The organism is Methylacidiphilum kamchatkense Kam1, assembly GCF_007475525.1.
GTDB lineage: Bacteria > Verrucomicrobiota > Verrucomicrobiia > Methylacidiphilales > Methylacidiphilaceae > Methylacidiphilum > Methylacidiphilum kamchatkense.
Window position 1 is genome coordinate 525,421 of the sequence record NZ_CP037899.1, and the last position, 24,801, is coordinate 550,221.

22 protein-coding genes and 1 pseudogene are annotated in these 24,801 nt (G+C 39.2%); 18 read left to right on the plus strand and 5 right to left on the minus strand.

Features of this window, described 5'->3' with window-relative positions; all coding sequences use genetic code 11:
• Window positions 1-258 precede the first annotated feature (258 nt).
• Both kam1_RS02480 and kam1_RS02485 read left to right on the plus strand, forming a co-directional pair.
• A complete protein-coding gene (locus tag kam1_RS02480) occupies window positions 259-951 on the plus strand; it encodes a nucleotide-binding protein (RefSeq protein WP_244946134.1) in 693 nt (230 codons plus the stop codon).
• A gap of 67 nt (window positions 952-1,018) precedes the next feature.
• Window positions 1,019-1,438, plus strand: a complete 420-nt coding sequence (locus kam1_RS02485) for a hypothetical protein (RefSeq protein WP_039721252.1) — start codon at window positions 1,019-1,021, stop codon at window positions 1,436-1,438.
• Between the two features lie 39 nt (window positions 1,439-1,477).
• Here the strand turns inward: kam1_RS02485 and kam1_RS02490 are convergent, their stop codons facing one another.
• A complete protein-coding gene (locus kam1_RS02490) occupies window positions 1,478-2,533 on the minus strand; it encodes an aromatic ring-hydroxylating oxygenase subunit alpha (RefSeq protein ID WP_039721251.1) in 1,056 nt (351 codons plus the stop codon).
• 197 nt (window positions 2,534-2,730) lie between these two features.
• On the opposite strand from kam1_RS02490, the gene kam1_RS02495 reads away from it, so the two are divergent.
• Window positions 2,731-3,285 (plus strand): hypothetical protein, encoded by a 555-nt coding sequence (locus tag kam1_RS02495; RefSeq protein ID WP_039721250.1) that lies wholly within the window; start codon window positions 2,731-2,733, stop codon window positions 3,283-3,285.
• Here the strand turns inward: kam1_RS02495 and kam1_RS02500 are convergent.
• The 3 genes from kam1_RS02500 to kam1_RS02510 all read right to left on the minus strand — a co-directional run bounded on the left by kam1_RS02500 (window position 3,279) and on the right by kam1_RS02510 (window position 8,805).
• Window positions 3,279-4,226, minus strand: a complete 948-nt coding sequence (locus tag kam1_RS02500; RefSeq protein WP_039721249.1) for a class I SAM-dependent methyltransferase — start codon at window positions 4,224-4,226, stop codon at window positions 3,279-3,281. The genes kam1_RS02495 and kam1_RS02500 overlap by 7 nt on opposite strands.
• 113 nt (window positions 4,227-4,339) lie before the next feature.
• Entirely contained in the window at window positions 4,340-5,365 is a 1,026-nt protein-coding gene (locus kam1_RS02505; RefSeq protein WP_244946135.1) for an efflux RND transporter periplasmic adaptor subunit, read from the minus strand.
• 209 nt (window positions 5,366-5,574) lie between these two features.
• Window positions 5,575-8,805, minus strand: a complete 3,231-nt coding sequence (locus kam1_RS02510; RefSeq protein ID WP_143958217.1) for an efflux RND transporter permease subunit — start codon at window positions 8,803-8,805, stop codon at window positions 5,575-5,577.
• 131 nt (window positions 8,806-8,936) lie between these two features.
• Here kam1_RS02510 and kam1_RS02515 point away from each other — a divergent pair, with 131 nt between their 5' ends.
• The 5 genes from kam1_RS02515 to kam1_RS02535 all read left to right on the plus strand — a co-directional run bounded on the left by kam1_RS02515 (window position 8,937) and on the right by kam1_RS02535 (window position 13,720).
• A complete protein-coding gene (locus kam1_RS02515) occupies window positions 8,937-9,479 on the plus strand; it encodes a Slp family lipoprotein (protein WP_079254243.1) in 543 nt (180 codons plus the stop codon).
• A 126-nt stretch (window positions 9,480-9,605) separates the two neighbouring features.
• Window positions 9,606-10,964, plus strand: coding sequence for a mechanosensitive ion channel family protein (locus tag kam1_RS02520; protein WP_039721248.1), 1,359 nt, complete (start codon window positions 9,606-9,608; stop codon window positions 10,962-10,964).
• Window positions 10,965-11,020: 56 nt separating this feature from the next.
• A complete protein-coding gene (locus tag kam1_RS02525; protein WP_039721247.1) occupies window positions 11,021-11,785 on the plus strand; it encodes a class I SAM-dependent methyltransferase in 765 nt (254 codons plus the stop codon).
• Window positions 11,782-12,528, plus strand: coding sequence for a class I SAM-dependent methyltransferase (locus tag kam1_RS02530; protein ID WP_039721246.1), 747 nt, complete (start codon window positions 11,782-11,784; stop codon window positions 12,526-12,528). The genes kam1_RS02525 and kam1_RS02530 overlap by 4 nt, the downstream gene beginning before the upstream one ends.
• A 7-nt stretch (window positions 12,529-12,535) precedes the next feature.
• Window positions 12,536-13,720, plus strand: coding sequence for a glycosyltransferase family 4 protein (locus kam1_RS02535; RefSeq protein WP_235277095.1), 1,185 nt, complete (start codon window positions 12,536-12,538; stop codon window positions 13,718-13,720).
• On the opposite strand, the gene kam1_RS02540 is transcribed toward kam1_RS02535, so the two are convergent.
• The gene (locus kam1_RS02540) at window positions 13,692-14,498 is read right to left on the minus strand and encodes an HAD family hydrolase (RefSeq protein ID WP_039721244.1); all 807 of its coding nucleotides are present in this window, start codon (window positions 14,496-14,498) and stop codon (window positions 13,692-13,694) included. The two genes, kam1_RS02535 and kam1_RS02540, sit on opposite strands and share 29 nt — an antisense overlap.
• Window positions 14,499-15,266: 768 nt before the next feature.
• On the opposite strand from kam1_RS02540, the gene kam1_RS02545 reads away from it, so the two are divergent.
• From kam1_RS02545 to kam1_RS02585, 10 genes and pseudogenes are all read left to right on the plus strand, one after another.
• Window positions 15,267-15,908, plus strand: coding sequence for a MotA/TolQ/ExbB proton channel family protein (locus kam1_RS02545; protein WP_039721243.1), 642 nt, complete (start codon window positions 15,267-15,269; stop codon window positions 15,906-15,908).
• Between the two features lie 52 nt (window positions 15,909-15,960).
• Complete coding sequence (locus kam1_RS02550) at window positions 15,961-16,407, plus strand: ExbD/TolR family protein (RefSeq protein WP_039721242.1); 447 nt, start codon at window positions 15,961-15,963, stop codon at window positions 16,405-16,407.
• Window positions 16,397-16,978 (plus strand): energy transducer TonB family protein, encoded by a 582-nt coding sequence (locus kam1_RS02555; protein ID WP_039721241.1) that lies wholly within the window; start codon window positions 16,397-16,399, stop codon window positions 16,976-16,978. Before kam1_RS02550 ends, kam1_RS02555 begins: the two co-directional genes overlap by 11 nt.
• 164 nt (window positions 16,979-17,142) lie before the next feature.
• Window positions 17,143-17,594 (plus strand): annotated as a pseudogene (locus kam1_RS10440) (anthranilate synthase component I); the annotation flags it as partial.
• A gap of 252 nt (window positions 17,595-17,846) precedes the next feature.
• Entirely contained in the window at window positions 17,847-18,629 is a 783-nt protein-coding gene (locus kam1_RS10445) for an anthranilate synthase component I family protein (RefSeq protein ID WP_244946185.1), read from the plus strand.
• 30 nt (window positions 18,630-18,659) lie between these two features.
• Entirely contained in the window at window positions 18,660-19,241 is a 582-nt protein-coding gene (locus kam1_RS02565; RefSeq protein ID WP_039721377.1) for an anthranilate synthase component II, read from the plus strand.
• Window positions 19,242-19,267: 26 nt separating this feature from the next.
• On the plus strand, window positions 19,268-20,524 hold the full coding sequence (locus kam1_RS02570) for a Glu/Leu/Phe/Val family dehydrogenase (RefSeq protein ID WP_039721240.1): 1,257 nt from the start codon (window positions 19,268-19,270) through the stop codon (window positions 20,522-20,524).
• Window positions 20,525-20,666: 142 nt separating this feature from the next.
• Window positions 20,667-21,557: a dienelactone hydrolase family protein gene (locus kam1_RS02575; RefSeq protein WP_244946136.1), complete on the plus strand. Its 891-nt coding sequence runs from the start codon at window positions 20,667-20,669 to the stop codon at window positions 21,555-21,557.
• A 475-nt stretch (window positions 21,558-22,032) separates the two neighbouring features.
• Window positions 22,033-24,102 carry a squalene--hopene cyclase gene (shc, locus tag kam1_RS02580; protein WP_039721239.1) on the plus strand — a complete coding sequence of 690 codons (2,070 nt, stop codon included), beginning with the start codon at window positions 22,033-22,035 and terminating at the stop codon, window positions 24,100-24,102.
• Entirely contained in the window at window positions 24,099-24,794 is a 696-nt protein-coding gene (locus kam1_RS02585) for a phosphorylase family protein (protein WP_039721238.1), read from the plus strand. The genes shc and kam1_RS02585 overlap by 4 nt, the downstream gene beginning before the upstream one ends.
• The last annotated feature ends 7 nt before the right edge of the window (window positions 24,795-24,801 follow it).

Consider the following 24,801-nt stretch of genomic DNA (forward strand, 5'->3'; position numbering starts at 1 on the left):
TAGTATTGGTGGAAGGGGGGGAGAATATAAGCAAGTTTGAGATAGGGAGGCTAGAGAGTCCTGCTTAATGATTCTTAATACGAATTAAGATATAAGATGAAGGAGTCATTATTTTGGAGCTATGAGCCAGTCTCTTTCATAAGACTTCGGTAGACGATATATAGGGTGGACAGTTGGTTGTGGTATTACTACGTTGGCTGAAGGAAAGAAGCTAGATTCCAGTGTTGGTCAATCATCATGCTTAAAAGTTATCTTTTCATGTCAATGGGTTCGAAAGGTGGAACAGGTAAGACCACTGCAATGCTGCTTATTGCTGATTGGTTGTTACTCAATGGAAAACGTGTGCAAGTGATTGAAGCGGATCTTGAAAATTCAGGGAAAGCGGGAGGCATTAGCCACTGGTTTAACGATTGCCTGAAGCTTGATATCCGAAGCCCTAGAGAATGTGATATGGTGATGGAGGCAGCTGCAGAAAATGAATATACTATTATCGACTTGCCCGCTAATAGTGGGGCAGAAATTAAGCAATGGTGGAAAGAAGTAATCACTCCTGAAGTTCTTGTTGAACTCAAGGTGGACGTAATTGCAGTAGGTTCAATTACTCCATATCCGGGTTCAACAGGTGGCATTTTTGATTGGTCGGCTGTGCTTAAAGATAGTTGTAAGTATTTAATTGCTAAAAACATGATGCATGCAAAAATTCAAAATTTTAGTGATTATTATGACTCTAAAGCGGGACAGTTATTTAGAAAAAGCTTCTTTCCGTATGAAATTAAAATCTCTACGCTTTTGCAGGAAGCGATGCAGCAATTGGTAAAAACCGCTTTAAGGCCTTCTGCTGCAATAGAGGATAAATCAATCCCTCTTCTATTAAGACAAAGGATTAAAAACTGGTATCAATCAGTATTTGATCAATTGGAAGGTTTGAATATTTTCCGACATTTTTCTTGATGATTCAGTTTTTGAAAATCTATGAAAAACGAATACACTTTCTACTAAGGTAAAAGAGGGGAGTCCAATGAAACGTGCCCAGGTTTTGGTTTTCCTCTTGTTGTTTTTATTTCCTTTCTCTCTAATTGCCCAAAGAACTCATTGTGATTGCGATAAGAAAAAGATTGTAATAATTGTCAATGGAAAAGCATTGAATCCTACAGATCCTCAGGTTCAAGAGGGATTAAGGAGGCTTGAAGAGGAAATGGCGGCATTTGATAACTGGCAGGATACTCTTTGGAGGGATTTTTCTAGACTCGAAGCCTTTCTTTTGGATGAAGAAAGAGAAATGATGAAAATTCAGCAACAGCTACTTGAGGATCTTGAAAAAACATTAGCTCCGCTTCGAGAAGTACAAAGAAATTATAAGAGATCTATGCCTTTACCTAGAGATAGAGAGTTGTCTTATCCTAAAAATGGTGCCATTTTAGTTTCTACCAACCATTGATCTTCTTAGCTGTTTAAGCTCAAGAACATCTTCTTTCGTTTAAAATGGAGGCACTTTTTCTTCTTCCATCCATTTATGATATTCAATGAGAGGGAGATCACTGGGTCGAAGATAAAGAGACAAGCTGGAAGAAATAGGAGGTAGAAGCCAAGGCCTTTGGCTTTCAATGACGCGTTTGTCTTCTTCCATGATTTGTAATTGAATTTTTTCGTAGATAGGATCATGTGTAGGATCCTTATCGTAATTGCGAGCGATTTTCCAAAACATAAGGCTTTTATTATAGGCGATGGGAGATAGGAGTTGGATTAAAGCCCAAATTTCTCCTTTCCCGTTATCTTTGCGTAAGTGAACCCAATTAGGCCCAGCAGAAACTGTATAATGAACAGTGCTTAATTCCTCTTCTTTTGCAGTCAAAGATGTGCTGAATCCTGAAGATGGAGCTTTTTTTCTTTGAGAAACGCTAAAAGTGGAGAGGATATACCCCTTTTCCTTTATCACCTTGTGATCAGGAGACGCCGTTTGTGCTGGATGGCCAATGGTAGTAGGATGAACCCATGCAAAATGGGTATCATCAAGTTGGCCTAAAATAATGCGCTGTGGACTAGCTTTCCAAAGACATTCTTTCCATTTGCCGTTATCGAGCTGGTAAAATGAGCTATCTTCGAACTCAGTAAAATGTGGCAGCTCATATTTAGCCGTGGGCATAAGACAGACCCAGATCATTTCTAGAAATTCTTTGGCTGGATATCTATGGACGCAAGCAGCCTTCGGAATTGGTGCGCCTCGTCTAGAGGGAATCTCTATACAGCGACCTTCCTCATTATACAACCAGCCATGATAGGGACACCTTAAGAATCGACTCTCTTCTATTCTTCCTAGAGAAAGTGCTGCCCCCAAATGACGACATAAGTCATCGAAGGCAACAACTTTTCCATTTAGTCGAGCTAGCACAATACGTTTCCCTAACAATTCGATTCCCAACGGATTTTCAACTAATAAAGTAGAAGGACAGACAGGATTCCAATAAGCGGCCATCGAAGAATAATAGGCTTCTATAGAAAGGGAATTATTGGGAGTATGCAAAGGCGGATCCATGGTCTTTACAGGAAAATTAATCTAATATTTGTTTCTCTTCCAATCGAAAGAAATTAATGGATAGGAGCTAATCAAAAATTTATTAAATGACTCTTTATTAAAAGATTTTCTCCTTTATTCATTAGGAACTTTTTCTTTGCAAGTCGGTTTCAATAGTTTGATTTTCTTTGATAATGAATCCATGGATCGATTGACTTATGAAAATTTTTCTTAGAATCACCAAATATGTTCTCATTCTTCTTCCTTTTGTTTCTTTCTACGCCGCAAAAGCTTCCACCGAATACCTCCCTATTGATCCTCCAGAAATGAAAAAAGGCTCAGGAGGAAGAGTAATAAGGATAAAGAAAGTAGATGTGTGGCTAAGTGGTAGTCCAGCCATGCGGTATTGGATCAAGGGTGTGCTGCAGGATGAAAGAACGACGGATAATTGGACAAAAGTAAAAAAGGAAAAATGGGAGGCTATAAAAAAAGCCGTAGATAAGGCTAGAGACAAACATGCTGATGGAGTCATTCGAGTTTATTCGAAAGTTTTGACTGAGAAAAGACGAGAAACCTATTATGATTCTATGGGAGGCGGGTTTGGTTATGGGATGTTTGGCTATCCATTCGGCTTTGGGGATCCATTTTGGGGACCCATGATGTACCCGGGCTTTGGAATGGGTTATGGAGGACCTGTCGAATGTTCCTCACAGATAATCACCATTTATCATATTCGATCTAAATTTGATATTATCCATTATAATACTTATTGATCTTCTCTCATCGAGTTGTCGAAAAGCTTTTGAAACAAACGAATAGGCTTTGTTATTTTCCAACTCAATGAATTTTTGATTCTTTCGATTTCTTTTTCTTTTTCCACTAGCTTTTGTGCCAATTTTTCTTCTATGAGTTCTTCATTAGGTTCATTGGACCAAAAATTTTCTTTTTGGTCTGGAAAAGAGACCACCCCACCCAAAGCCTTCACTTCAGGAATAACTGTAGCTTCAATTCCAGCAACAACGGGTTCTCCAAGTTCATTTTCATGTTCATTAGCTTTGGTTATGACGCAAAGAGAATTGACAAATTCGATCTTATGAATTTGACCGAGTATCTCATTTTCAAATCGAATGCCATAGAGCTTTTCGAATCCTTTCAGCAATACATTTCTGGCTATTTTGACTTTCCAGTGTTGATAATTGATAATATCGATAAGCTTCTTAAAAAACCCAATAGAGGCGTAAGGATAAAATAGACCCCCTTCAAATTCTTGCCAGTAGCTACAATGCAAGTCTTCAATTAAATAAAGCCCATTGGGTGCAAGCTGTGGAAAATACAGTGCAAAATTCTTAATGATATCAGAAGTTTTATGAGATCCATCATCAATGACGAGATGATAAGGGGAAGCTTCCTCGAGAATTCTATTTTTTGTCATTTCTTCGGTAGAATCACCAATGACAACCCGGATTCGGGGATCGGAAAAGTGTAAGTTTTTGCAATTAGGGTTGATATCGCAACCTACAATTCTGATCGCATTTTCAAAATATTTAGGCCAAATTTCAAGCGAACCTCCATTTTGTATTCCAATTTCCAATATGTTGATTGGCAACTGCTTATAGTTAGAAAAAATGGTATCGTAAAATTTAAGATAAGAACTCCATTTATGAGCTACTTTCTCCTTGTGTTCCAAATAGAGCTGGAGAAGAGTCTTTTGCATGCTTATGAAATGTGGGTTTAATAGTCTTTAGCTTGGTAATTTATATTTTATGAAGTTCTTAAAATATAAAAATATATTAAAAAATTAAGGTGAAGAAAAAAAGTAGAATTGTTTTATTTTGAGCGAACTACAACAACCTTTGTGCCCTCGATTTTTGCTTCATCAGGTGGATTTAAAACGATTCGATCTTTGGGATCGACTCCTTTTAAAATTTCAGCTTTATAACCATCGTTATTCCCGACTTCGACTTTTTTCAAACGACAGATGTTATTTTCGTCTATGACTGTCACATAGTGTTGGCCATCCTTAATAAATAGAGAATTAACCGGGATGGTCCAAGGGGCAACGCTTGGGACTTTTATCGAAACAATTACATAGAGCCCAGGAAGTAATTTCATCTCTGGGTTTTCCACATCGACTTCTGTCAGAAGGGTGCGTGAAGCTGTTTCTAGGCCATAAGAGGTTCTAACAACTTTTCCTAGATAGATTTTTCCTGCTTGTTCTGGAACAATAACTTCTGCCGTCATCCCTTCATTTATAGAAAAAGAGTAGGTTTGGGGAACAGCAATATATATCCTTAAAACGTCGATTTGAGCAATTCGATAGAGCTGTTTATGGGCGCCTTGAACTGCCTCATTTTGTCCAGCAACAAGCGTTCCAATATCGATGTTCCTTGCGGTGATTACTCCATCAAAAGGAGCGGTAACTTTTTCAAAACTCTGCCATTGCAAAAGCTTGTCCAGCTCTGCAAGGGCTGCTTCATATCCAGTTCTCTGTTCGTCATATTCTTGAGCGGATACAGCTCTGCTTTTCGCAAGGTTTTTCCATCTTTCATAACTAATTCTGGCGATTTCGGCTTTAGCTCGAGCATGTTCCACCTCCTTATCTACTTCAGGAGCATCGATTTCACAAAGAAGCTGTCCAGTTTTGACTTTATCTCCGATATCTACATACCATTTTTTAATGTACCCGTTGACTCTTGCCCAAATCGGAGTTTCATAAAATCCTTGAGTTGTGCCAGGTAATGTCAACGATATAAAAGGTTTAGTTTTTTCAGGCTGAACTACCTGCACATAGATGAGTTGGGATTCATGTAGAGCCGATTGGAGTTCAAACCAGTTTAAAATTCTTTGAATCAAAGAAAGAATTAGGAGTAAAAAAGGACTCCTCCTAAAATAAAAAGGGGATTTTTCTTTTTCGAGGCTCTTAAAACCCTTGCTCCTTTTTCTTTTAAAAAGAAGGCTACGGAAGAAAAAAAAGAACTTTTCTTGTTTTGGGCAGGAAGCACTTCCTTATCGTCATTCCTAAGGTTTTTTTTACCTTAATAATACCCATTGGCTCTTACTCCTTATTTTTTCCCTTGCCGGATAGTTGTAAACATGGAAGGAACAAAAAAGAGAGTTCCCAATGTTCCTATCAGCAGTCCACCAATCACGGCCCTGCCTAACGGCATGTATTGTTCCCCACCTTCAGTCAATCCCAGGGACATAGGCAGCATGCCAATAATCATGGCTGTAGCGGTCATCAATATGGGTCTAAATCGAATGGTTCCGGCTTCAATCGATGCTTCAAGAGGACCTAATCCTTCCCTGAGCCTTTGATTTGCGAAAGTAATTAAAAGAATGCTGTTGGAACTTGTAACTCCTATAGCCATTAAAATGCCCATAAGAGAAGGAACATTAAATGTTGTGCGAGTAAGGAAAAGCATCCATAAAACCCCACAGGCAGCAATGGGTAATCCTGTTAGGATTATGAAGGGTTCTCGCCATGACTGAAAATTGATCACCATCAAAAGATAGACTAGAATGATAGCAAAAACTATCCCAAATCCCAATTGCTGAAAGGCACTATTCATGCTAGTAACTTGTCCACTAACATTGATCCGATAGAGTGGGGGCAGTTTTTTTCTTAATGGTTCAAGTTTTTTTTCAATGGCGGCAGCTACAGAGCCTAAATCCCTGTCTTGGACATTGCATAAGATGTCAAAGACTGGTTTCATTGTGGAGTGGCTTATCATTGCAGGTTCTAGTGTGTGGGTTAGGCTAACAACGTTTGCCAAGAGTTCGGGATTCAAAACATTGCCAAGAAGTGTTTGTGTTGATTCGACTGAAGGTGAGCTACCAACCAAAAACGGCGTTGTAATGGAAGTAAGTGGGATGTTTAACAAGTCATTGATAGAGTTAAATTTTAATTGTGGACTAAAAGTTAAGAGGGGATAATTTATGGTTGTTTTGGGATCCGGCCAGTAAGTAGGCCTAACCATATAACTACTTGATAATTGGTTAAGAACGTTGTTAGCGATATGGACTTGAAACAAACCCATTTCTATAGCCCTTACTTTATCCACTTCAAGATGAAGAGTCGGGTAATCGAACCGTTGGTGAATGTGAGCATCAGCAATGCCTGGAATTTTTCTAATGGCTGAAAGAGATTTGACGGCAAATTCAGCAGTAAGCTTCTCATCGGTTCCAATAACTTGAACATCAATTGGAGCAGGTGTTCCAAAATTGAGCACTTGATTGACCATATCTGCAGGCTGGAAAAAGAAAACACAATCTGGAAATTCTTTTCTTAGCGTTTTCCTGAGTTTCTTCACATAGAATGCTGTAGGTCGGTGTTTTTCTTTTAGATTGATCATGATTTCCCCATCGAAAGAGCCCTGATTCATCGAATCAGACATGGCTAGAGTCGCCATAAAATAGATTGGTATTCCTATATTATCGACGATCGTTTCCAATTCAGTCGGAGGGATGATTTTTTTTATTGTTGCTTCTATCCTTGAGAAGTATTCTTCAGTCTTTTCAAGACGGGTTCCTGTTGGAGTGTAGACATGGAGCCGCATGATTCCTGCATCAACTGTGGGAAAGAAATCTCGGCCAATAAAGGGGAAGGTTAGCAAGCTTGAAATAATGAAAAAGGAAACCCCAAAATAAAATTTCTTTCTATTCGTTAAGACGGCTCTAAGGGCTTTTGAATAGGCAGCTCGGGCCCTTTCAAAGTTGTTATAGAAAGAACTTTGTATTTTATAAAAAAAGGAAAAAAATTGATCGGTTTTCCTTCCTTCATCAGGCTTGGATTCTAGCAAAAGTATCATGGTTGTGACAAGAGAACGTGAAAGGACATAGGAAAAAAGAAGGGAAAGAACTACTGCTAAGGCCATTGGAATGAAAAGGAATCGAGGAGGACCTTCCAAAAAGATTACTGAGGTAAATACGATAGAGATAGACAACGTGGCTACAAATGCAGGAAGAGCTATTTGTTGGGAGCCGTCCATGATCGATTGTAATGGAGGCTTCCCCAATTCTTTGTTTCTATGAATATTTTCGACAGCGACTGTGGCATCGTCTACGAGTATGCCCACAGATAAAGCCAATCCCCCAAGCGTCATTAAGTTTAGAGTGTAGCCAAAGAGTTTGAGCAAGAACAAAGCAGTAAAAATACAGAGTGGAATCGAAGTTAAAACCACAAAAGTACTCCGGGGACTGCGTAGGAAAAGCAATATCATAAGACCTGTGAGTAGAGCGGCTGAGGATGCTTCAAAGACCACTCCTTTTATAGCAGCACGCACAAATACAGATTGGTCGAATAGTTCTTGAATTCTTTTGTCAGGATTAGCTTTACGGATTTCCGGTAGAAGAGATTTTATTTGATCGACTATTTGGATAGTCGAAGCTCCCATGGTTTTGAGTGTGGTCATGAGGATCCCATGAACACCATTTAATCTGACGAGGTTAACTTGAGGCACTCCTCCATCATGAACTGTCCCAACATCTCGAAAATAAATAATTCGATCGTTAATATTTTTCCGAACATAGGCAACATTGGGATCATAGACGCGCTTGATTGGGAAATCATTTATTTCAAAAAGGTTTTTGGGGACATTATTTAATGTGACAAAATAGTCCCTATCCCCTATTTTTACATCCCCGGAAGGATAATTAAGAACTTGTCCAACCAAGGCATCTAAAGCATCTTGAGCGGAGACACCTCTAGCAATAAGCTGATTGGTATCTAAATCCACTGTCATCCATCTGACCTTACCTCCCCATGGAGGAGGAAACATCGTTCCTTTTACAGATAACAGATCCCTGCGAAGCTGCCAAATAGTATAATCATACAGAGCTGATTCGGAAAGAGAAGAACTAGAGACGGCAATTTGAAGCACGGGAACCGATGAAGCATTAAACCGAAAGATAAGAGGTGGAGTCGTACCAGGCGGCATTCTTTTAATAATGGGCTGTAGGACCGCCGTAATTTCTGCTACCGCCATGGAGATATCGACATAGGGCTGAAAGTAAATTTTGCTGACAGAAAAACCAAAATAAACATTAGAATCGATACGTTTGACCCCATCAACGTAATTGGCGATCTGATAGTCGCTGAATGTAGTGATATAATTAGTCATATCGGTAGGAACTAGTCCCAGATATTGCCAAGTGACTACAACAACAGGAATATTAATTTCAGGGAATATATCGGTAGGGGTCGTTTTTATCGTAAAAAAACCAAGGAAAAAAATAAGAATGGCCATGACCCCAATGGTATAAGGCTTCTTTAGGGATAGTTTTACAAGCCACATATAGTTTTAAGAACGCGTTTTTTCGTTTCTTATTTATAAAGAAATAAAAGAAATAAAGCAAAAAATCTTATGTTCATAGATTGAATTTTGTTTGTCTAACAATATAATTTCGGCTAAAACTAGAATTTTGTTTGTATAAAATTATAAAAGTCTTTTTCTTACTTATTTTTAGCAGCATTGTCTGTTTCCTTTCAGGCTGCGCGCCTTTTACAAATGTCAAAATGGAACGTTTGAAAAGGCAGCCTTCTTTTATAAATCTCACTGCTCGACCTAAAAGATATAAAGGCAAAGAAGTTTTCCTTGGAGGAACGGTGGCAGCCTTTAAGAAAAGTGGCAAAAAAACCTACTTAGAGATTATAGAACTTCCATTGGATGATAGCGGCAAACCAGCAGTCGATTTGCCATCAGAAGGTAGATTTATAGCCGAAGTTTCTCAAGAAATCGATCCTACTTTATTTTCTGTTGGAACAGTAGTTACTTTAACCGGTATTGTAGAAGGTGCTGCTCAGGGAATCATCCCTGAAGAAGGATCCTTGTTTCCTCTTATTCGCACAAAACGGATCTCTCCCTGGAAAGAACCGATGACTTATGGAAAAAATTCCACTAACTGGTATGATCAGCCAGAAGGCAATCTACATGCGTGGGGTTGGGGACCGGGAGCATACTGGTGGTAAAATTGGGTTATTGTCATTCATTGCGATTAATGCTATGTCTACAAATAAGACACGGGCGTTTTCAACATTTTAGTCGAATTTCATTTTGGTATTCCCCAGAACTAAAAAAAAGGAGAAATAAAACCAATGTTCAGTTTTGATTTTTCCCTACTGTATCCGTTGGGGCAGTTTGGCTTTGTCGCATTGGCAACAATTCTTTTCTATTTACTAAGTAGGCCAATACGGCATTTGATAGAAAAAAAACTGACAATCGATTCCTTTCAAAGACACCTTAGTTATCTTAAAGTCTTTCTTCAAAGTTTATGGCTTCCTCTTTGGATAGCTATTCTTTTTACGGTCTCCATTGTGGTGGCGATTTTCGCAACCATCTACGTAGAAGAACGCTTTTCAATCACAATTTCTTTTATTGGCCTTTTCTGGGGATTGTCTTTCGTTTGGTATTTTGCTTTCTGGTGGTTTTTGTTTCGTCTGGCTAAAACCAATCTGGAAATCGTCAAACAGAGGTTTAGCAATAGAGAACAATTTAGAAATATCTTGGCGACTCGACTTGCTCGCATGCTCTACATTGTGATTCCTGTTATTGGCATATCAGGGGTCTTTGAAATCTATCCTTTTCGTTCAGAAATTAGAGTAATCTTAAACAAGATCGTTGAAATTTTACTCATTTTTCTTTTAGCTTACTTTTTTTTTGAGTCAGTGGCTATTGGTGGGGAATTTATTATTCATAGGTGGAAAAAAGCAGAAAATGATTTTACAAAGAGAAAAGTTTATACCCAGGTCAAAGTTATTGAAAGAATTCTGTATTTTTTAATCATTCTCTTTGCCGTTTCTTCCATTTTGATGTTATTCCCAGAAGTCAGGCATATAGGGACAAGTATGCTGGCTTCAGCCGGTGTTATAGGTATTGTCGTTGGATTTGCTGCCCAACACATTTTTTCGAACATTTTTGCAGGCATTCAATTAGCGATCACCCAACCGATTAGGCTTGGGGACATTGTCGTAGTCCAGGGATATTGGGGAACCATTGAAGAAATTACTCTTACTTATGTCGTAGTCCATGTATGGGATCATCGTAGGCTCGTCCTTCCCATCAGCTACTTTACTTCGAATTTCTTCGAGAATTGGACTCGGCATTCATCAGAAATCATGGGCACAGTGTATATTTATGTGGATTATTCCATTCCCGTCGATTCGTTACGAAAACAACTCCAAGAAATTCTTTCTTCCTGTCCTCTATGGGATCAAAAAGTCGCGACTATCCAAGTCACTCAGGCAACGGACAAAGCCATGGAAGTGCGGATTCTTTTGAGCGCCGAAAATTCTTCAAAACTTTGGGATCTCCGTTGCTTGGTTCGAGAAAAAATGATCGCCTATCTACAACAAACTTTTCCTCAAAGCTTGCCCAAATACCGACTTGATTATGTCAACCACTGGAATCCTCAAGAGTCTATGGGAAGCTGTGAAACAACAGAGAAAAAGAAGTAAAAATATCATTTTTAGTTGTTTTAGAACTGTTTTAATAGAACTAAGATAAGGCGTTTATGGATAATCCGCTGTCTACTAATCCGATGCTTCCAAAGCCAAGAGCGAGGGAAGAAATTCATCAAGCGGTCATTTCGTTGATTGGAAAATTGAATCTGGCGAAAGGGTCGAAAGTACTCGATGTGCCAATGGGACCAGGAGCCTTAAGTGTTATTTTATTTCAGAATGGATATCAGGTTTTTGGAGTGGATATCGATTTAGCACAATCTGAATCGGTCCAATCCTATGTTATCCGTAAAAAGGCTGATTTGAACAATTCGATTCCTTTTGAAGATGAATTTTTCGATCTGGTCGTTTCTTTAGAGGGAATCGAGCACCTTGAAAATCCATTTCAGTTTATTCGTGAAATTTCACGGGTGCTTCGTCAGGGAGGCTATTTCATTCTTTCCACTCCCAATATTTGCAATCTTGAAGAAAGACTTAATTACCTCCTCCGTGGAAGTTTTTATCGGTTCATTTCGCCAAATGAATTCAAAGAAAAAGGGAGTGGTTTTGACCACCAAAATCTTATGACTTGGGTCGAAATGAAACAGATTCTTGAATGGAATGGGTTAAAACCGCTTTTTCTGGAAAAAGACAAGATCAAATGGAGGCAGATCCTTTTTCTTTGGCCTTTAGGACTCCTTATTTGGCTTTATGGCAGACTGCAACCAGCAACTAGAAGAAAGAAGTATTGCATGGACGATAATGAGTCATTCCCAGTTATGTTTGGAGGGAGCAGCTTGATTAGTGTTTCTAAAAAACTCTTTATGAATGAAATATGAGTACCTATTCAATATACCATTCTGTAATTAGGAAAATAGAGCAGAGGATAGATCTCTCTTCAAAGAAAAAGCTTTTGGATATTGGGAGTGGCAAAGGAGAGTTAATACGATTGGTCAAAGAAAAATGGGATTTGTCGACATTTGCTTGTGATTACACGGATAAATGGATGGAAGTAAAAAATCAAAAAGTCGAGGTCGTAGATCTCAATACAGATCCCTTACCTTATTCTGATAATTCTTTTGATATCATCACTTGTACAGAGGTGGTGGAACATCTCAACAATTACCGGAAACTTCTCCAAGAAATGTACAGAGTATTAAAGCCACAAGGATTAGTAGTGATTTCTACACCAAATTTATTGAATCTCAAATCACGGATGCGTTTTTTTTCATTTGGTTTTTGGAATCTCTTTGGCCCTTTGCCATTCGATCATGTCCAAAGGGAAGATACCGATGGGCATATAAACCCGGTCCACTTTTTCTATCTTGTTCATGGCCTCCATGAAGCTGGGTTTTCCAAGATAGAAATTTCCGTAGATAAATACCAAAGGTCATCGATGATTGCTCTTTCCTTCTTTTATCTACCGATTAAATTCTTTGGAGCTATTTCTTTTTTTAAAGAACAAGCTAAATACCGGACTATTCAAAAAGAGAACCTCCCCTATGTCACTCTTGTCAATTCTCTCGACTTAATGCTTGGGCGAACGGTTATTGCTACGGGTAGGAAGCTTTATGAGAGATAAAGTAAAGATGAGCCCCTTGCGAATAGCAATCGTTACAATGGAATATGGCTATGAGGGAGGCGCCGAGCGATTTGTATGGCAGGTCACAGAACGAATCAGCCGTCTTCCTTTTATGGAAGTAAATCTTTTTGCTGCTCGATGGAAAGAAACTAATCCCAGGATTATTTGTCATAAAGTGCCTATTTTGAAAATCAGTCGATGCGCTACTCGGTTGTCTTTCTGTTGGAATGCGCATCAAATGGTTCAGAATGGAAAATATGACCTTGTTCATTGCCATGATTTGGTCGCTAACTGTGATGTCATTACTTTTGGAGTTCCACATTTGTTCTGGGTAAAAGAAATTCAGAAAAAAAATATGCTTTCTCCCTATAACCATTTGATTCGACGGCTTGAAAAAAAAACACTCTATTCTAAGAACCTTTCTTGGATTTTACCTAATTCTCAGCGTGCCAAAACTGCATTTGCTCAGTATTATCCCGATCTTCTCTCAAAGGTACAAGTTATAAGCCCTGGAGTGGAGTTCGATCGGTTTTGTCAGGATAAAGATAAAACTGAACAGAGAGAGAAAATATTGAATAGATTTGGATGGCACAGGCAGCATCTTCTTGGGCTATTTGTTGGAAATAACTGGAAACTTAAAGGATTGCCTCAAATCTGTCTTGGCATAGCGGAAGCGAAAAAAAGAGGGCTGATAATCAATCTTCTAGTCGTAGGAAAAGGGGATCATGAAGCGATGGGCTCTTTTTTGAGATCGAAAGGAATTGCCAATCAGGTAGGTTTCATAGGCTTAGTCTCTGAGGAAATCGAAAATTTTTATAAAGCTGCGGATTTTCTTATTCTTCTTTCTCGATTTGAGAGTTTTGGGATGGTGGTCTTAGAAGCTATGGCTTCGGGCCTGCCAGTTATTTTGTCAGCTGAGATTGGAGCATGGGATGTTGCGATGGAAGGGGTCAATGCTCTGAAGATTGTCAATACAGAAGATCCACAGGAAATAGCGATGGCTTATAGCAAACTTTCTGATCCGTTGATAAGAAAAAAAATGGGTCATAGTGCTCGCGAAACAGCAAAACAGCACGATTGGCAAAAAGTTGTAGAAGCAACTCTACGTATTTATTCTTTAGTTTTAAAAGAAAAAAAACTTGTTCAGCAATCCAATTGGATCATCAGGAGCGTTGGATTGAGCATTGATTAAAATCAAAATTTTCTTCTAGCCTCAATAAGGCTTCGGTAATTCCTAAAGAAGCTTCTTTTTTGGCTACATATCCACCTTGCTTAATAACCTTGTCTTTTACTTCCTTCACGGCATTTGCAGGACAGGCCAGATGCGAAGCTAATTGTATTTCAAGCATGGGTAAATCATTGAAATGGTCACCGCAGGCCATGGAATTTTTAGGACTTATTCCTAGAAGCTGCTGGATCTGCTTTAAAGCCGATCCCTTATGAAAGTCTTTGTGGGCAAAGCGAAAGTAAACAAAATTACGGTGGTAAGTTAAAAAAGGCAAATTTTGCAGTTTTTGATCTATATACAAAGAGATCTGATCAGCCTCCTGGTTACTGGAAGCTTCAACTTCAATAGGCGACCACGAGGAACTATGAATTGTAGCCTTTGTATGAAGAATTAAGTAGTTGGCAAGTTCTTCAAAGAAAAACCCTATGGAATCAAATAAAATTTTATGGTAGTTTCTGCATTTGAGATTCCACTCTTGGTGAGGAAAAATCTGGAGGCCTTGGACTTTAAATATTTCTTTTTCGTAAAGAACAACCCAATCTGGTAAAAAGGGGATTTGGAGCCTGTTCAATTCTTCAAAAAGACTTTCCCAGCTTCTTCCTGTATTAATTACCCATACAAAAGTGTCCTGTTTTTTTTTCTTTTGGAGTAATTCATAAAACTCTGTGGCAATTTTTCTTTCCTCTCCAACAGAAAGGAGCGTGCCATCGAAATCGGTACAAAAAAGAAATGGAGTCCTCACACTGTCCTTTCTTTATGTGGTTGATTGTTGTTCACCCCAAGTGTCCATCCCTAATTCATAGGTATTTTTGCCAAAAAAATAGCAGAGTAGTTTGCATAGTATTTTGCTATGTTTAAAAAAAGTTTCAAAGAAATTCACTTGTTTTTAGAGTGTAAATGCCTTGAGCGGCTTGTAGATAGAAGGTAAAGAAGAGTTTTTTTAAGAAAAATAACCGCTAGAAATGGAGTAGGAAGAAAGCTTTGCTTTAGTCCAGATTTCATCCAACGTTTTTAGTTAGTAGAACTTTTGTAGCTTTTTGTTGCTTTTGCTTTCTCATGGGCTGGTCATCTAGGTTGCTCTTGATATTGCGATGTCAATCTGCACCGACGGATACGGATAAGCTGGCAGAAACAGGAAGGCAGTGCATTCGTTAGAATTTAGATTGACATTAGCTTTACAGGAGTAAATCTAGAAAAATGATTTATTAAAAAAATCAAAAAATCTATGAAATAGATTTTAAAAAGCATTTTCTTATATAATTTTTTTTATTTTTTGTGAGTCATTTAATAACTTTTTAATAACAAATAAATTATACATATCATTTCCGTAACAATCTCTCCATATATTTGCCATAATAAATTCACATAAAGTTTCATGATTTTGTGTTATTTTTCATTAAACTTGCTGAACGATTATTCAAAATCTTGCTTACTCTTAGTCAAATAGAGCGAATAAAAGGATTTTGGGTAGTATATTTTTAATAAAGAACTATTTAGAAAAGGTATTTATATGATTGAGTTTTTTTTCAAGGGTGGCCCAGTGATGTGGCCGATATTAATCCTTGGACTAGTGACTTTAGCAGCGCTATTGGAAAGGGTTTTTTTCTATCTTTCCGAACAGAGCGTAAGGAATCCAAAGCTTGTGCAAAAGATCTTTGAACTGACTGAAAAGGGAAAGTACGAAGAAGCTATCGCGATAGGGGAAAAATCAAAATTTGTTGTGGCTCAAGTTCTGGTTGAAGGCTTAAGGCATAGAAATAGCATGCCAGTGGATGCAATGATAGAAGCGGCTAGTGCTCAGATAGAAAAGTATTCTCGTGGGCTTGTGATTCTTGATACGGCTGTAACCCTTGGGCCTCTTTTAGGACTGCTGGGGACGGTAACGGGGATGATGCATGCTTTTAGTATTGTTGGCACTGGAGAAATAGCAGGTAAACAAGCGGCAATCACCGGAGGCGTAGCCGAATCTCTCATCGCGGTGAGCTTTGGTTTGGCCATTGCAATTATTGCCATTATTCCATTGAATTTTTTCAATGCGCGCACTGAAAAAGTCAGAAGAGAAATAGAAGGCTATTGTACGCGGTTAGAAATGATACTCAAAAAGTCGCTTAAAGTGAACAATCAAAGGTTGGATATGGAAATGGTTCGATAGAAAGGGGGCAGGAGGAGCCAAAAAAAATGGCAAATTAAAGGAGTATAGCGAGATGAAAATTCGTATCCAGACTGAAAAACATCGACCTAGGTTAGAAATTATCCCTTTTATTGATGTGATGTTTTTCCTGTTAGCAACCTTTATGATCGTTTCTTTGACGATGGTCAAAAACGAGACTATCCAGATTAAACTTCCCAAAAGCACCACGGCTGTTTCTCAACCCCCACCTGATCAGGTAACTGTTAAGGTGCTCGAAGAGGGCAATTTTCTTTTCGATAAAGAAAAAGTGCTTTCTCAAGAATTAACATCGAAGTTGAATCAGATTAAAGCTTCTAATCCAGATCCCAAAATATTCGTTACAGGAGAGCCTAACGCTTCTTTTGAACTAGTGGTCAAGATCATTGATGAGGCTAGAAAAATTGGGATCAATAAGATAGCCATTCAGACAACCAAACCTCAACCTCAAACTCAAAAAAACGGATTAGCCAATGGAACGTAACGATTATATTGGATATTTCTTTTCTTTGTTGATCCATGCGACCCTTCTTTTTGTTGTAGGGTATTTTTTTATTCAAAAAGTGGAATATGGCATTACTGCTGGTGAAAGCACTGTGGATGTTGATCTTATAAATGTCCCAGAAACGCCTATTCCTCCAGAACCGGTTCCCACTCCGATTCCAGAAGAGATGGCGCAGCCTCAGGAAGCGCCCAAACCTGTGGTTCAACCTCCTCCGAAGCCAAAAGCGGTACAAAAGCCAAAGGGTATCCCTCAAGCCACTAAAACACCAGCAGGCAAAATGACGATGCCTGGATATCTTAGGAATCCAGCACCCCCCTATCCCGCAGCGGCAAAAGCCGCAGGGCATCAGGGATTGGTCATTTTACGAGTGCATGTTTCCTCTTCTGGTTATCCGACTTCTGTAACAATTGGTAAATCTTCTGGTTATCCAGAATTAGACCAGGCAGCAGAAAATACAGTAAAAAAATTCTGGAGATTTAAACCACCCACGATGCTTGGACTCCCTATTGATGTAGATGTAGATGTCCCTATCCGTTTCAAGATTAATTGATGGAAAGAATTCTTTTAGAATAAAAAAATCCTCTTTCTGCTTGCATTCCTTCTTACTTCCTAAAAGGCTATTTGCTTTTTTCTCTAGCAAATACAGCATTTAGGTTTTCAAAAAATTGTTTTTATGGTTGTCTTATCCGACTTTTCAACCAAAGTATCCTGTATATGGATTTCCCAACCCTCAAGGAGTTTCTTCAGATTGCTACTACTGCCAATGTAATCCCATTAGTAAGAGAAATCATAGCTGATCTGGACACCCCAGTTTCGGCTTATCTTAAAATTTCTTATGCTTCTCGATACTCTTTCCTTTTTGAATCTGCTGACCGTGGAAAATTTGGACGTTATTCCTATCTTGGCGCTGATCCCTATTTTATCATTAGTGCTCATGGCAGAAAGATCACAATAGAATATCGGGACGGGAAAAAAGTAGATTTTTGGACTGATTCCAATCCACTAAACGAACTAAAAAAAATCATGGATGCTTACAAGGCATTCCCTGTTCCTCAACTGCCAGATTTTTTGGGGGAATAGTGGGTTATTTGGGATACGAAATGGTTCACTTTTTCGAGCCATCAGTTCCAAGGGCTCGAAAAGACGACTTAGAAGTTCCTGATCTTTGTTTTCTTCTAGCCGACACATTAATCATTTTTGATCATCAAGAAAGAAAAATGTTTCTTATCGCCAATGCCATAATTGAAAACAATGCCTTAGAGGCCTATGAAAAAGCAAAGAGAAAATTAGACGATCTCCAAGAGGCTCTCTCCAAACCGTTGTATCACCCTCTTTTTTTGAGGAACCCGGACTGTGGACATGAACTGCCGCTAGCAGTCAATATGACAAAGGAAGAATACATTTCGATGACGGAAAAAATGCAGGAATATATTAGGGCTGGAGATATTTTTCAGGTTGTTCCTTCCCAAAGATGGCATACCCCATGCAAAAAGGATCCTATAGATGTTTATAGAGCCTTAAGGTTAATTAATCCTTCTCCTTATATGTTTTGCTTAAAATTTAAAGATTTTTCTTTAGTAGGTTCCTCTCCTGAAGTCCATGTTCGGTTCGACAAGCGGAAAGTCTATGTCAGACCTATTGCCGGAACAAGGCCTAGGGGACAAAATTCTCCGGAAGAAGAAGCAAAAATTGTTGAGGAGCTCATAAATGACCCGAAGGAGAAAGCCGAGCATATTATGCTTGTTGATTTAGCTCGGAATGATATTGGAAGGGTCTGTGCTTTTAATTCGATTATTGTCAAAGAACTTATGGTTATTGAAAAATACAGTCATGTGATCCATATGGTTTCTTCTGTTGAGGGGATAGCTCGTGAAGGCATCTCTCCTTTTGATGTTTTAGAAGCGACTTTCCCTGCAGGGACCGTAACGGGAGCACCTAAAGTCAGGGCTATGCAAATCATATCTCAATTAGAACCTACTTGCAGAGGACCTTATGCAGGCATTGTAGGATGTTTGAGCTTTTCTGGCTATTTGGACAGCTGTATAGCCATCAGAACCATTTTGATAAAAAATGGGTATGCGTATCTTCAAGCTGGAGGCGGTCTGGTTGCGGATAGTACTCCTATTGGGGAATACCTTGAATCTTCGAATAAAGCTAAAGCAGGTATGAAAGCCCTTGCTTTAGTAGAGTCTTTCCTGTAGGATAGGATGTCTTTAGAAGCCTTGGATTTTATGCTTCTTGTCATCGATAACTACGATTCTTTTACTTACAATCTGGTACAGTATTTTGGAGAGCTTGGGATCGAGCCGACAGTGTATAGAAATGATCAGATCAGTGTTGAAGCCGTTGCTGCTCTTTCTCCCGATTTTATTGTCATATCGCCAGGTCCTAAAGGTCCTGCCGATGCGGGAGTATCGTGTGAGATCATTGATCGATTAGGTCCATGTATTCCAATTCTTGGGGTTTGTCTGGGCCATCAATGCATAGGACATGTGTATGGCGCAAAAGTAGTAAGGGCTAAAAGACTAATGCATGGGAAAACCTCTTTCATTCATCATAACGGAGAGGGGCTTTTTTGGGGTTTACCGAATCCATTTGAAGCCACCCGATACCATTCATTGATTGTAGAAAAAGAGAGTATCCCTTCTTGTCTTCACATTACTGCTTGGACAGAAGATGACGAAGTGATGGGCTTATCTCATCAAAAATATCCTGTATTTGGGGTTCAATTTCATCCAGAATCCATTTTGACAAGAGAAGGAAAAAGAATTTTAAAAAACTTTTTATCCATTAGAAAACAACATATTTTTTAATTTTTCATTTTAATCTTAGAAATACCATGGAATTTCTTCTTTCCGATCCTACTTTTGCAATGGCCTGTGAGCAGTTCCATAGAGTAGCCAGTTTTTTAGGGTTATCAGAAAAGACAAAAGAAATCATCAAGTGGCCTCAAAGATCTCTTACTGTTAGCTTTCCAGTTAAAATGGACAATGGAACTATTCGCATGTTTGTGGGCTATAGGGTGCAACATCATCTAGCTTTAGGCCCAACAAAAGGAGGCATACGGTTTGATCCCGACGTCACGTTAGGAGAAATATCGGCTTTAGCAATGTGGATGAGCTGGAAATGCGCCTTAGTCGGTTTGCCCTTTGGTGGAGCCAAAGGCGGAGTAGCCTGTAAACCAAGCGAAATGAGTAAAAAAGAACTTGAAGGGTTGACAAGGAGATACACTCAAGAGTTGATTCCTTTTATTGGTCCTCAGAAAGATATTCCCGCACCGGACATTGGGACGAATGAACAAATAATGGCATGGATGATGGATACATATTCCATGCAGGTAGGATATACAGCGCCTGGGGTTGTTACTGGCAAACCGGTGACAATCGGTGGGTCCCTTGGACGAAGAGAAGCTACAGGAAGAGGCGTGGCTTTTCTTGTCAAAAAAGTGAGCGAAATTTTAAAAATGTCGAATCCTCTTCGGATCATTGTCCAAGGTTTTGGCAATGTAGGATCCGTTACTGTTAGACAACTTGTCGAGCAAGGGGCAGTCCTCATTGGTGTTTCTGATTTAAGTGGGGCGCTTTATAATCCTAAAGGAATAAATTGTGCCCATCTGTGTGCCTATAAAGAAAAAACAGGCATGTTGGCAGGATTTCCGGAAGCAGATCCAATTGATGGTTTCGATTTGCTTTGCCAACGCTGTGATGTGTTAATCCCAGCAGCCAAAGAAAGAGTGATAACTAAAAAAAATGCAGGAAAATTACAATGCCGTATTTTAGCTGAAGGAGCAAATGGTCCGACAACACCAGAAGCTGATAAAATATTAGAGGAAAGAAAGGATATTTTTGTCATACCTGATATTTTATGCAATTCAGGAGGTGTAATTGTGAGTTATTTTGAATGGGTGCAAGATATGCAAAGCTATTTTTGGTCGGAAAGAGAAGTTTTTGATGCTCTCTATCGAATTCTCTCTGCAACGTTACATTCTATTATGAAATTTTCTCAGGAAAGAAAAGTCTCCACAAGAATGGCAGCTCTATCCCTAGGCATTAAAAAAGTAGCTGAAGCTAAAGAGATGCGTGGGGTTTTCCCTTAGACTCAATCATATTGGGAATTCTAACTGTTTTTGAAATAGGCGATTGAAAGAATTGTCATACCACTTCTAATTTTCGATGCTACACTTTTCTTTTGCTGCTCTTTCGTATATGGATCGATTGAATGTTTTGAAAACAAACAAGATGATCCATGCTTTGTTTTGTTTTTTGTTTTTTTCTTTGTTGGCAATGCAACAGGGAGTAAGCCAAGAGGCTCTAAATCACGAAGATAAGACCCAGTCGGCGAATAATTATATAAGGAATTCTGGGGGAGTGGAAGCTTCCGTATCCCAACCTGCCGAGCCTGTGTTGCGGGGTGCAATGGTCAAACTAACGGATTTTGGATCTGATGATGTGGGCTATCTTTCGATTCCAGATCAAGAGCCAAAAGGTGGTGTGGTTCTTGTCCCAGGGATTTGGGGGTTAAGTCAAGGCATAAAATTCCTTGCAGACCATTTTTCAAAAGATGGATATGTGGCTTTAGCTGTGGATCTTTTTAACGGTATCGTTCCGAAGGATAGCTCTTCTGCTGCTGATTTGAGAAGATTTGTTAGAGAAGAATCTGCTTTGAATGTTATAGCAGCTGCTGTCCGGTTTCTTCATGAAAGTCCTAGATTTCACACGACCAAGGTAGGAGTAGTTGGATGGGACATCGGTGGAGAATACACATTAGAAGCTGCGATCAATGTAAAAGGTATCAACGCTGTAGTCATTTACTACGGAGAAGTGAATCTTGAAAAAAGAAAACTTTCCAAACTTCGAGTTCCAGTGTGCTACTTTTATGCTGAAAAGGATCAGACGATTTCGAAAGAAAAAATAATTCATTTTGTCAACGCATTAGAAGAAGAAAAAAAACCACTCACATTTTACAGTTTTGAAGCTCAACACGGCTTTGCAGATCCTGCAAGTACAAATTACGATCCTACCACTGCCGAAGCAGCGTGGAATATTTCAATCAATTTTTTAGAAAAAGAGTTTAATGCCATTAAAAAAGAGACAGGATTCCTGGATAGGATTATTCATAGCAAAGAGTAATGGAGAGGTATCAAAAAAAAACTCAGGTAAGCACCTGAGGGCTTCTTCTTTCTGGAATTGCTACTTTAAATAAATAGCCAATATCCCTCTTGGCTCAGGAACTGGTTGTGGCAATGACTGCCATTGTTATTCTGCTTTCCATCTGGAAGACATAAAGCTTGACAAGCATTCAAACTGATTTCCTATTCTTTGGGATCCTTTAATAGGGATTTTTTCCCATTCGTAATTCATAAAGCTATCAGAAAATTGGGATAGACAAGAAAAGAGGCTTTCCTATATCTGGTGTAAGAACTATGAATGACTCTGAGGACTCCTGTCTGTTTGGATTTTAAAATACACTTTCATAGGCAAGCCAAAGGAATGCCAAACTGTTTATTTTAAATGCATCGATGTTTGCCTAGTCACAATGGTTTTTGTTATCTAGTACAAATTTTTCGTATTGACCCGAACAAAAAGAACAGTTATCCAACATTCCATGCATTCAGGAAGGCTTTTTTTAAAAAAGGAAAATGAGATTGGGGACAATAAAAAGCTTCGTTCTGTCCCTCTTTCTTTAGTTGAGGAAACCTTAAACTTTCCACAAAAAGTGGCAGAGACGATTAAAAAAGCCCAAAGATATCTTCTTTCTATACAAAAAGAAGATGGGCATTGGGTAGGGGAATTGTTTGTGGATGTGACGCTCGCTTGCGATTGCATTCACTTGATGCATTGGAGAGGAAAGATTGACTACAAAAAACAGAAACGATTGGTAAAGCATATACTGGACAGGCAGCTTCCTGATGGCGGATGGAATATTTATCCTGGAGGTCCTAGTGAAGTCAATGCCACAGTCAAAGCCTATTTCGCCCTTAAATTAGCTGGTTTCTCTCCAGATGAACCTTTAATGGCTAAAGCCCGCTCAACTATTCTTAGGCTTGGAGGAATCCCTAAGTGCATGACTTATACAAAGCTGGGGCTAGCCCTTTTAGGGGTTTATCCATGGGACCGCCTTCCTGTTATCCCCCCAGAAATTATCCTTTTCCCGAATTGGTTTCCTTTCAATCTCTATGAAATATCGGCCTGGAGCCGGACCATGCTTGTTCCCCTATCTATTATCCATCATTTTAAGCCGACAAGAGTTCTCCCTGAAAAATTGCAGTTGCATGAGCTCTTCCCCTATGGAACGGAACGTGGGAAGTTTTCTTGGCTAAAGAAAGGGGCAAAATATTTGTCTAAAGAAGGTTTATTTTTAGCTTGTGATAAATTTTTACAATATTGGGATAAGACTTCATTGAAGCCGTTTAGGAAAATGGCGATAGAAAAAGCTGAAAAATGGATGTTAGAGCGTATAGCTGCTGGATCCGATGGCCTGGGAGCTATTTTCCCAGCCATGCATTATGCGATCATGGCTTTGATTGCTTTAGGATATACCGAAGACAATCCAATCCTAAAAAAGGCTATTGCTGATTTTGAGGCGTTAGAAGTAGACGATCAGAAAAACGATGATTTAAGAATACAACCCTGTTTTTCTCCACTTTGGGATACAGCCGTTGGCCTTGTGGCTTTGGCTGAATCAGGTTATGAAAGAAATGCTCCGCAGCTGAAGAAAGCTGCTCATTGGATAATAAACAGAGAAATAAGAATCAAAGGGGATTGGCATGTTAGAAATCCCCATCCTGAAGCTAGTGGTTGGGCTTTCGAGTACAACAACATGTATTATCCAGATGTGGATGATACGCTCATGGTACTTTTGGCCCTGCGACTGATTGATATAGATGATAAGATAAAGAAAGAAGAAGTAATTCAGAGAGCTTTACGATGGGTCATCAGTTTTCAATGTAAGAATGGAGGGTGGGCTGCTTTTGATAAAAACGTTTATAAGAAATGGTTAGAAGATGTTCCTTTTGCTGATCATAATGCGATACTTGATCCTCCTTGTTCGGATATAACTGCAAGGGCATTAGAATTATTCGGCAAAATGGGGATTAGAAAAAATGAAAAGTTTGTACAAAAAGCGATTCGTTATCTAAAAGAAACTCAAGAAAGTGATGGCTCTTGGATGGGGAGGTGGGGAGTTAATTATATCTATGGGACATGGCAGGCCTTAAGAGGATTGCAAGCGATTGGAGAAGACATGACTCAGGAATGGATTTTAAGGGCTAGGGATTGGCTAGAGTCTTGTCAGAATGAAGATGGTGGATGGGGAGAAACTCCAGCCTCTTATGATAATCCTCAGCTCAAAGGAAAAGGACCAAGTACGGCTTCTCAAACTGCTTGGGCTGTAAGTGGCATTATGGCATGTGGCGACATTTTCCGGCCGAGCGTTACACGGGGAATTAAGTATTTATGTGAACGACAACTTTCCGATGGATCTTGGGCTGAGGAATTCTTAACTGGTACCGGATTCCCTGGCGTTTTTTACTTAAAATACGATATGTACAGAAATGCATGGCCTCTACTTGTCATTGGGGAGTATTATAGGCAATATCAACAAGCTAAAGAGCGAGCTACCTATTGGGTAGATGCGACTCTTGGGTGCATGGAAAAGAGGCTTTCAGCTGTATGATAGCCATTGGATTTGCTGTCGAACATGAAGGGAAGGAGATATTGGACCATGTTCTTAAAGAAAAAAAGGAAGTAGAAGGACATGTTTTTTATTTAGGAGAATATGCTCGCAAGGCTATCTGTGGTATGGTATTGGGGATGGGAAAAAGAAAGTCTGCCCGAAGTGCCGAACTCTTATTAAGGAATTTTTCACCCTCCCTATTTATTCTAGCTGGCTATTCTGGTGCCTTGGTTCCTGGAATCCTTAAAGGAGAAGTATGCGCTGTAGAAAATTACCTCTCCGAAGAACTACGTCCTATTCTTTTAGGGCAAGGATTGCCTCTCTACAAGACTGTCTGTTCTGATGTTATTGTTGCAGACCCGGAAAGCAGATCAAAAATGGCGCAACTTTCCGCTTCCCAAATTGTCGATATGGAAACGGAAGCAGTCTATAATACCGTCCAGGCACATGGAGTGGCTTTTTGTTCGATTCGAGTTATTAGTGATGAGTATGGAGATAGGCTACCAGTGGGAGCAATAATGTCTTCTTGGGATTCAGAAAAAGGGAAATCCAAACCCTTCTCTCTTATTCGTTATCTTGTAAGTCATCCTAAAGAAACAATCCCTTTTTTTCAGTTTGTTTCTACTTTACCTAAGATTCGCAGAAAGTTGACCAAGGTAATACTTACGCTTATTTATAATTTAGAAATATAAGGAACTA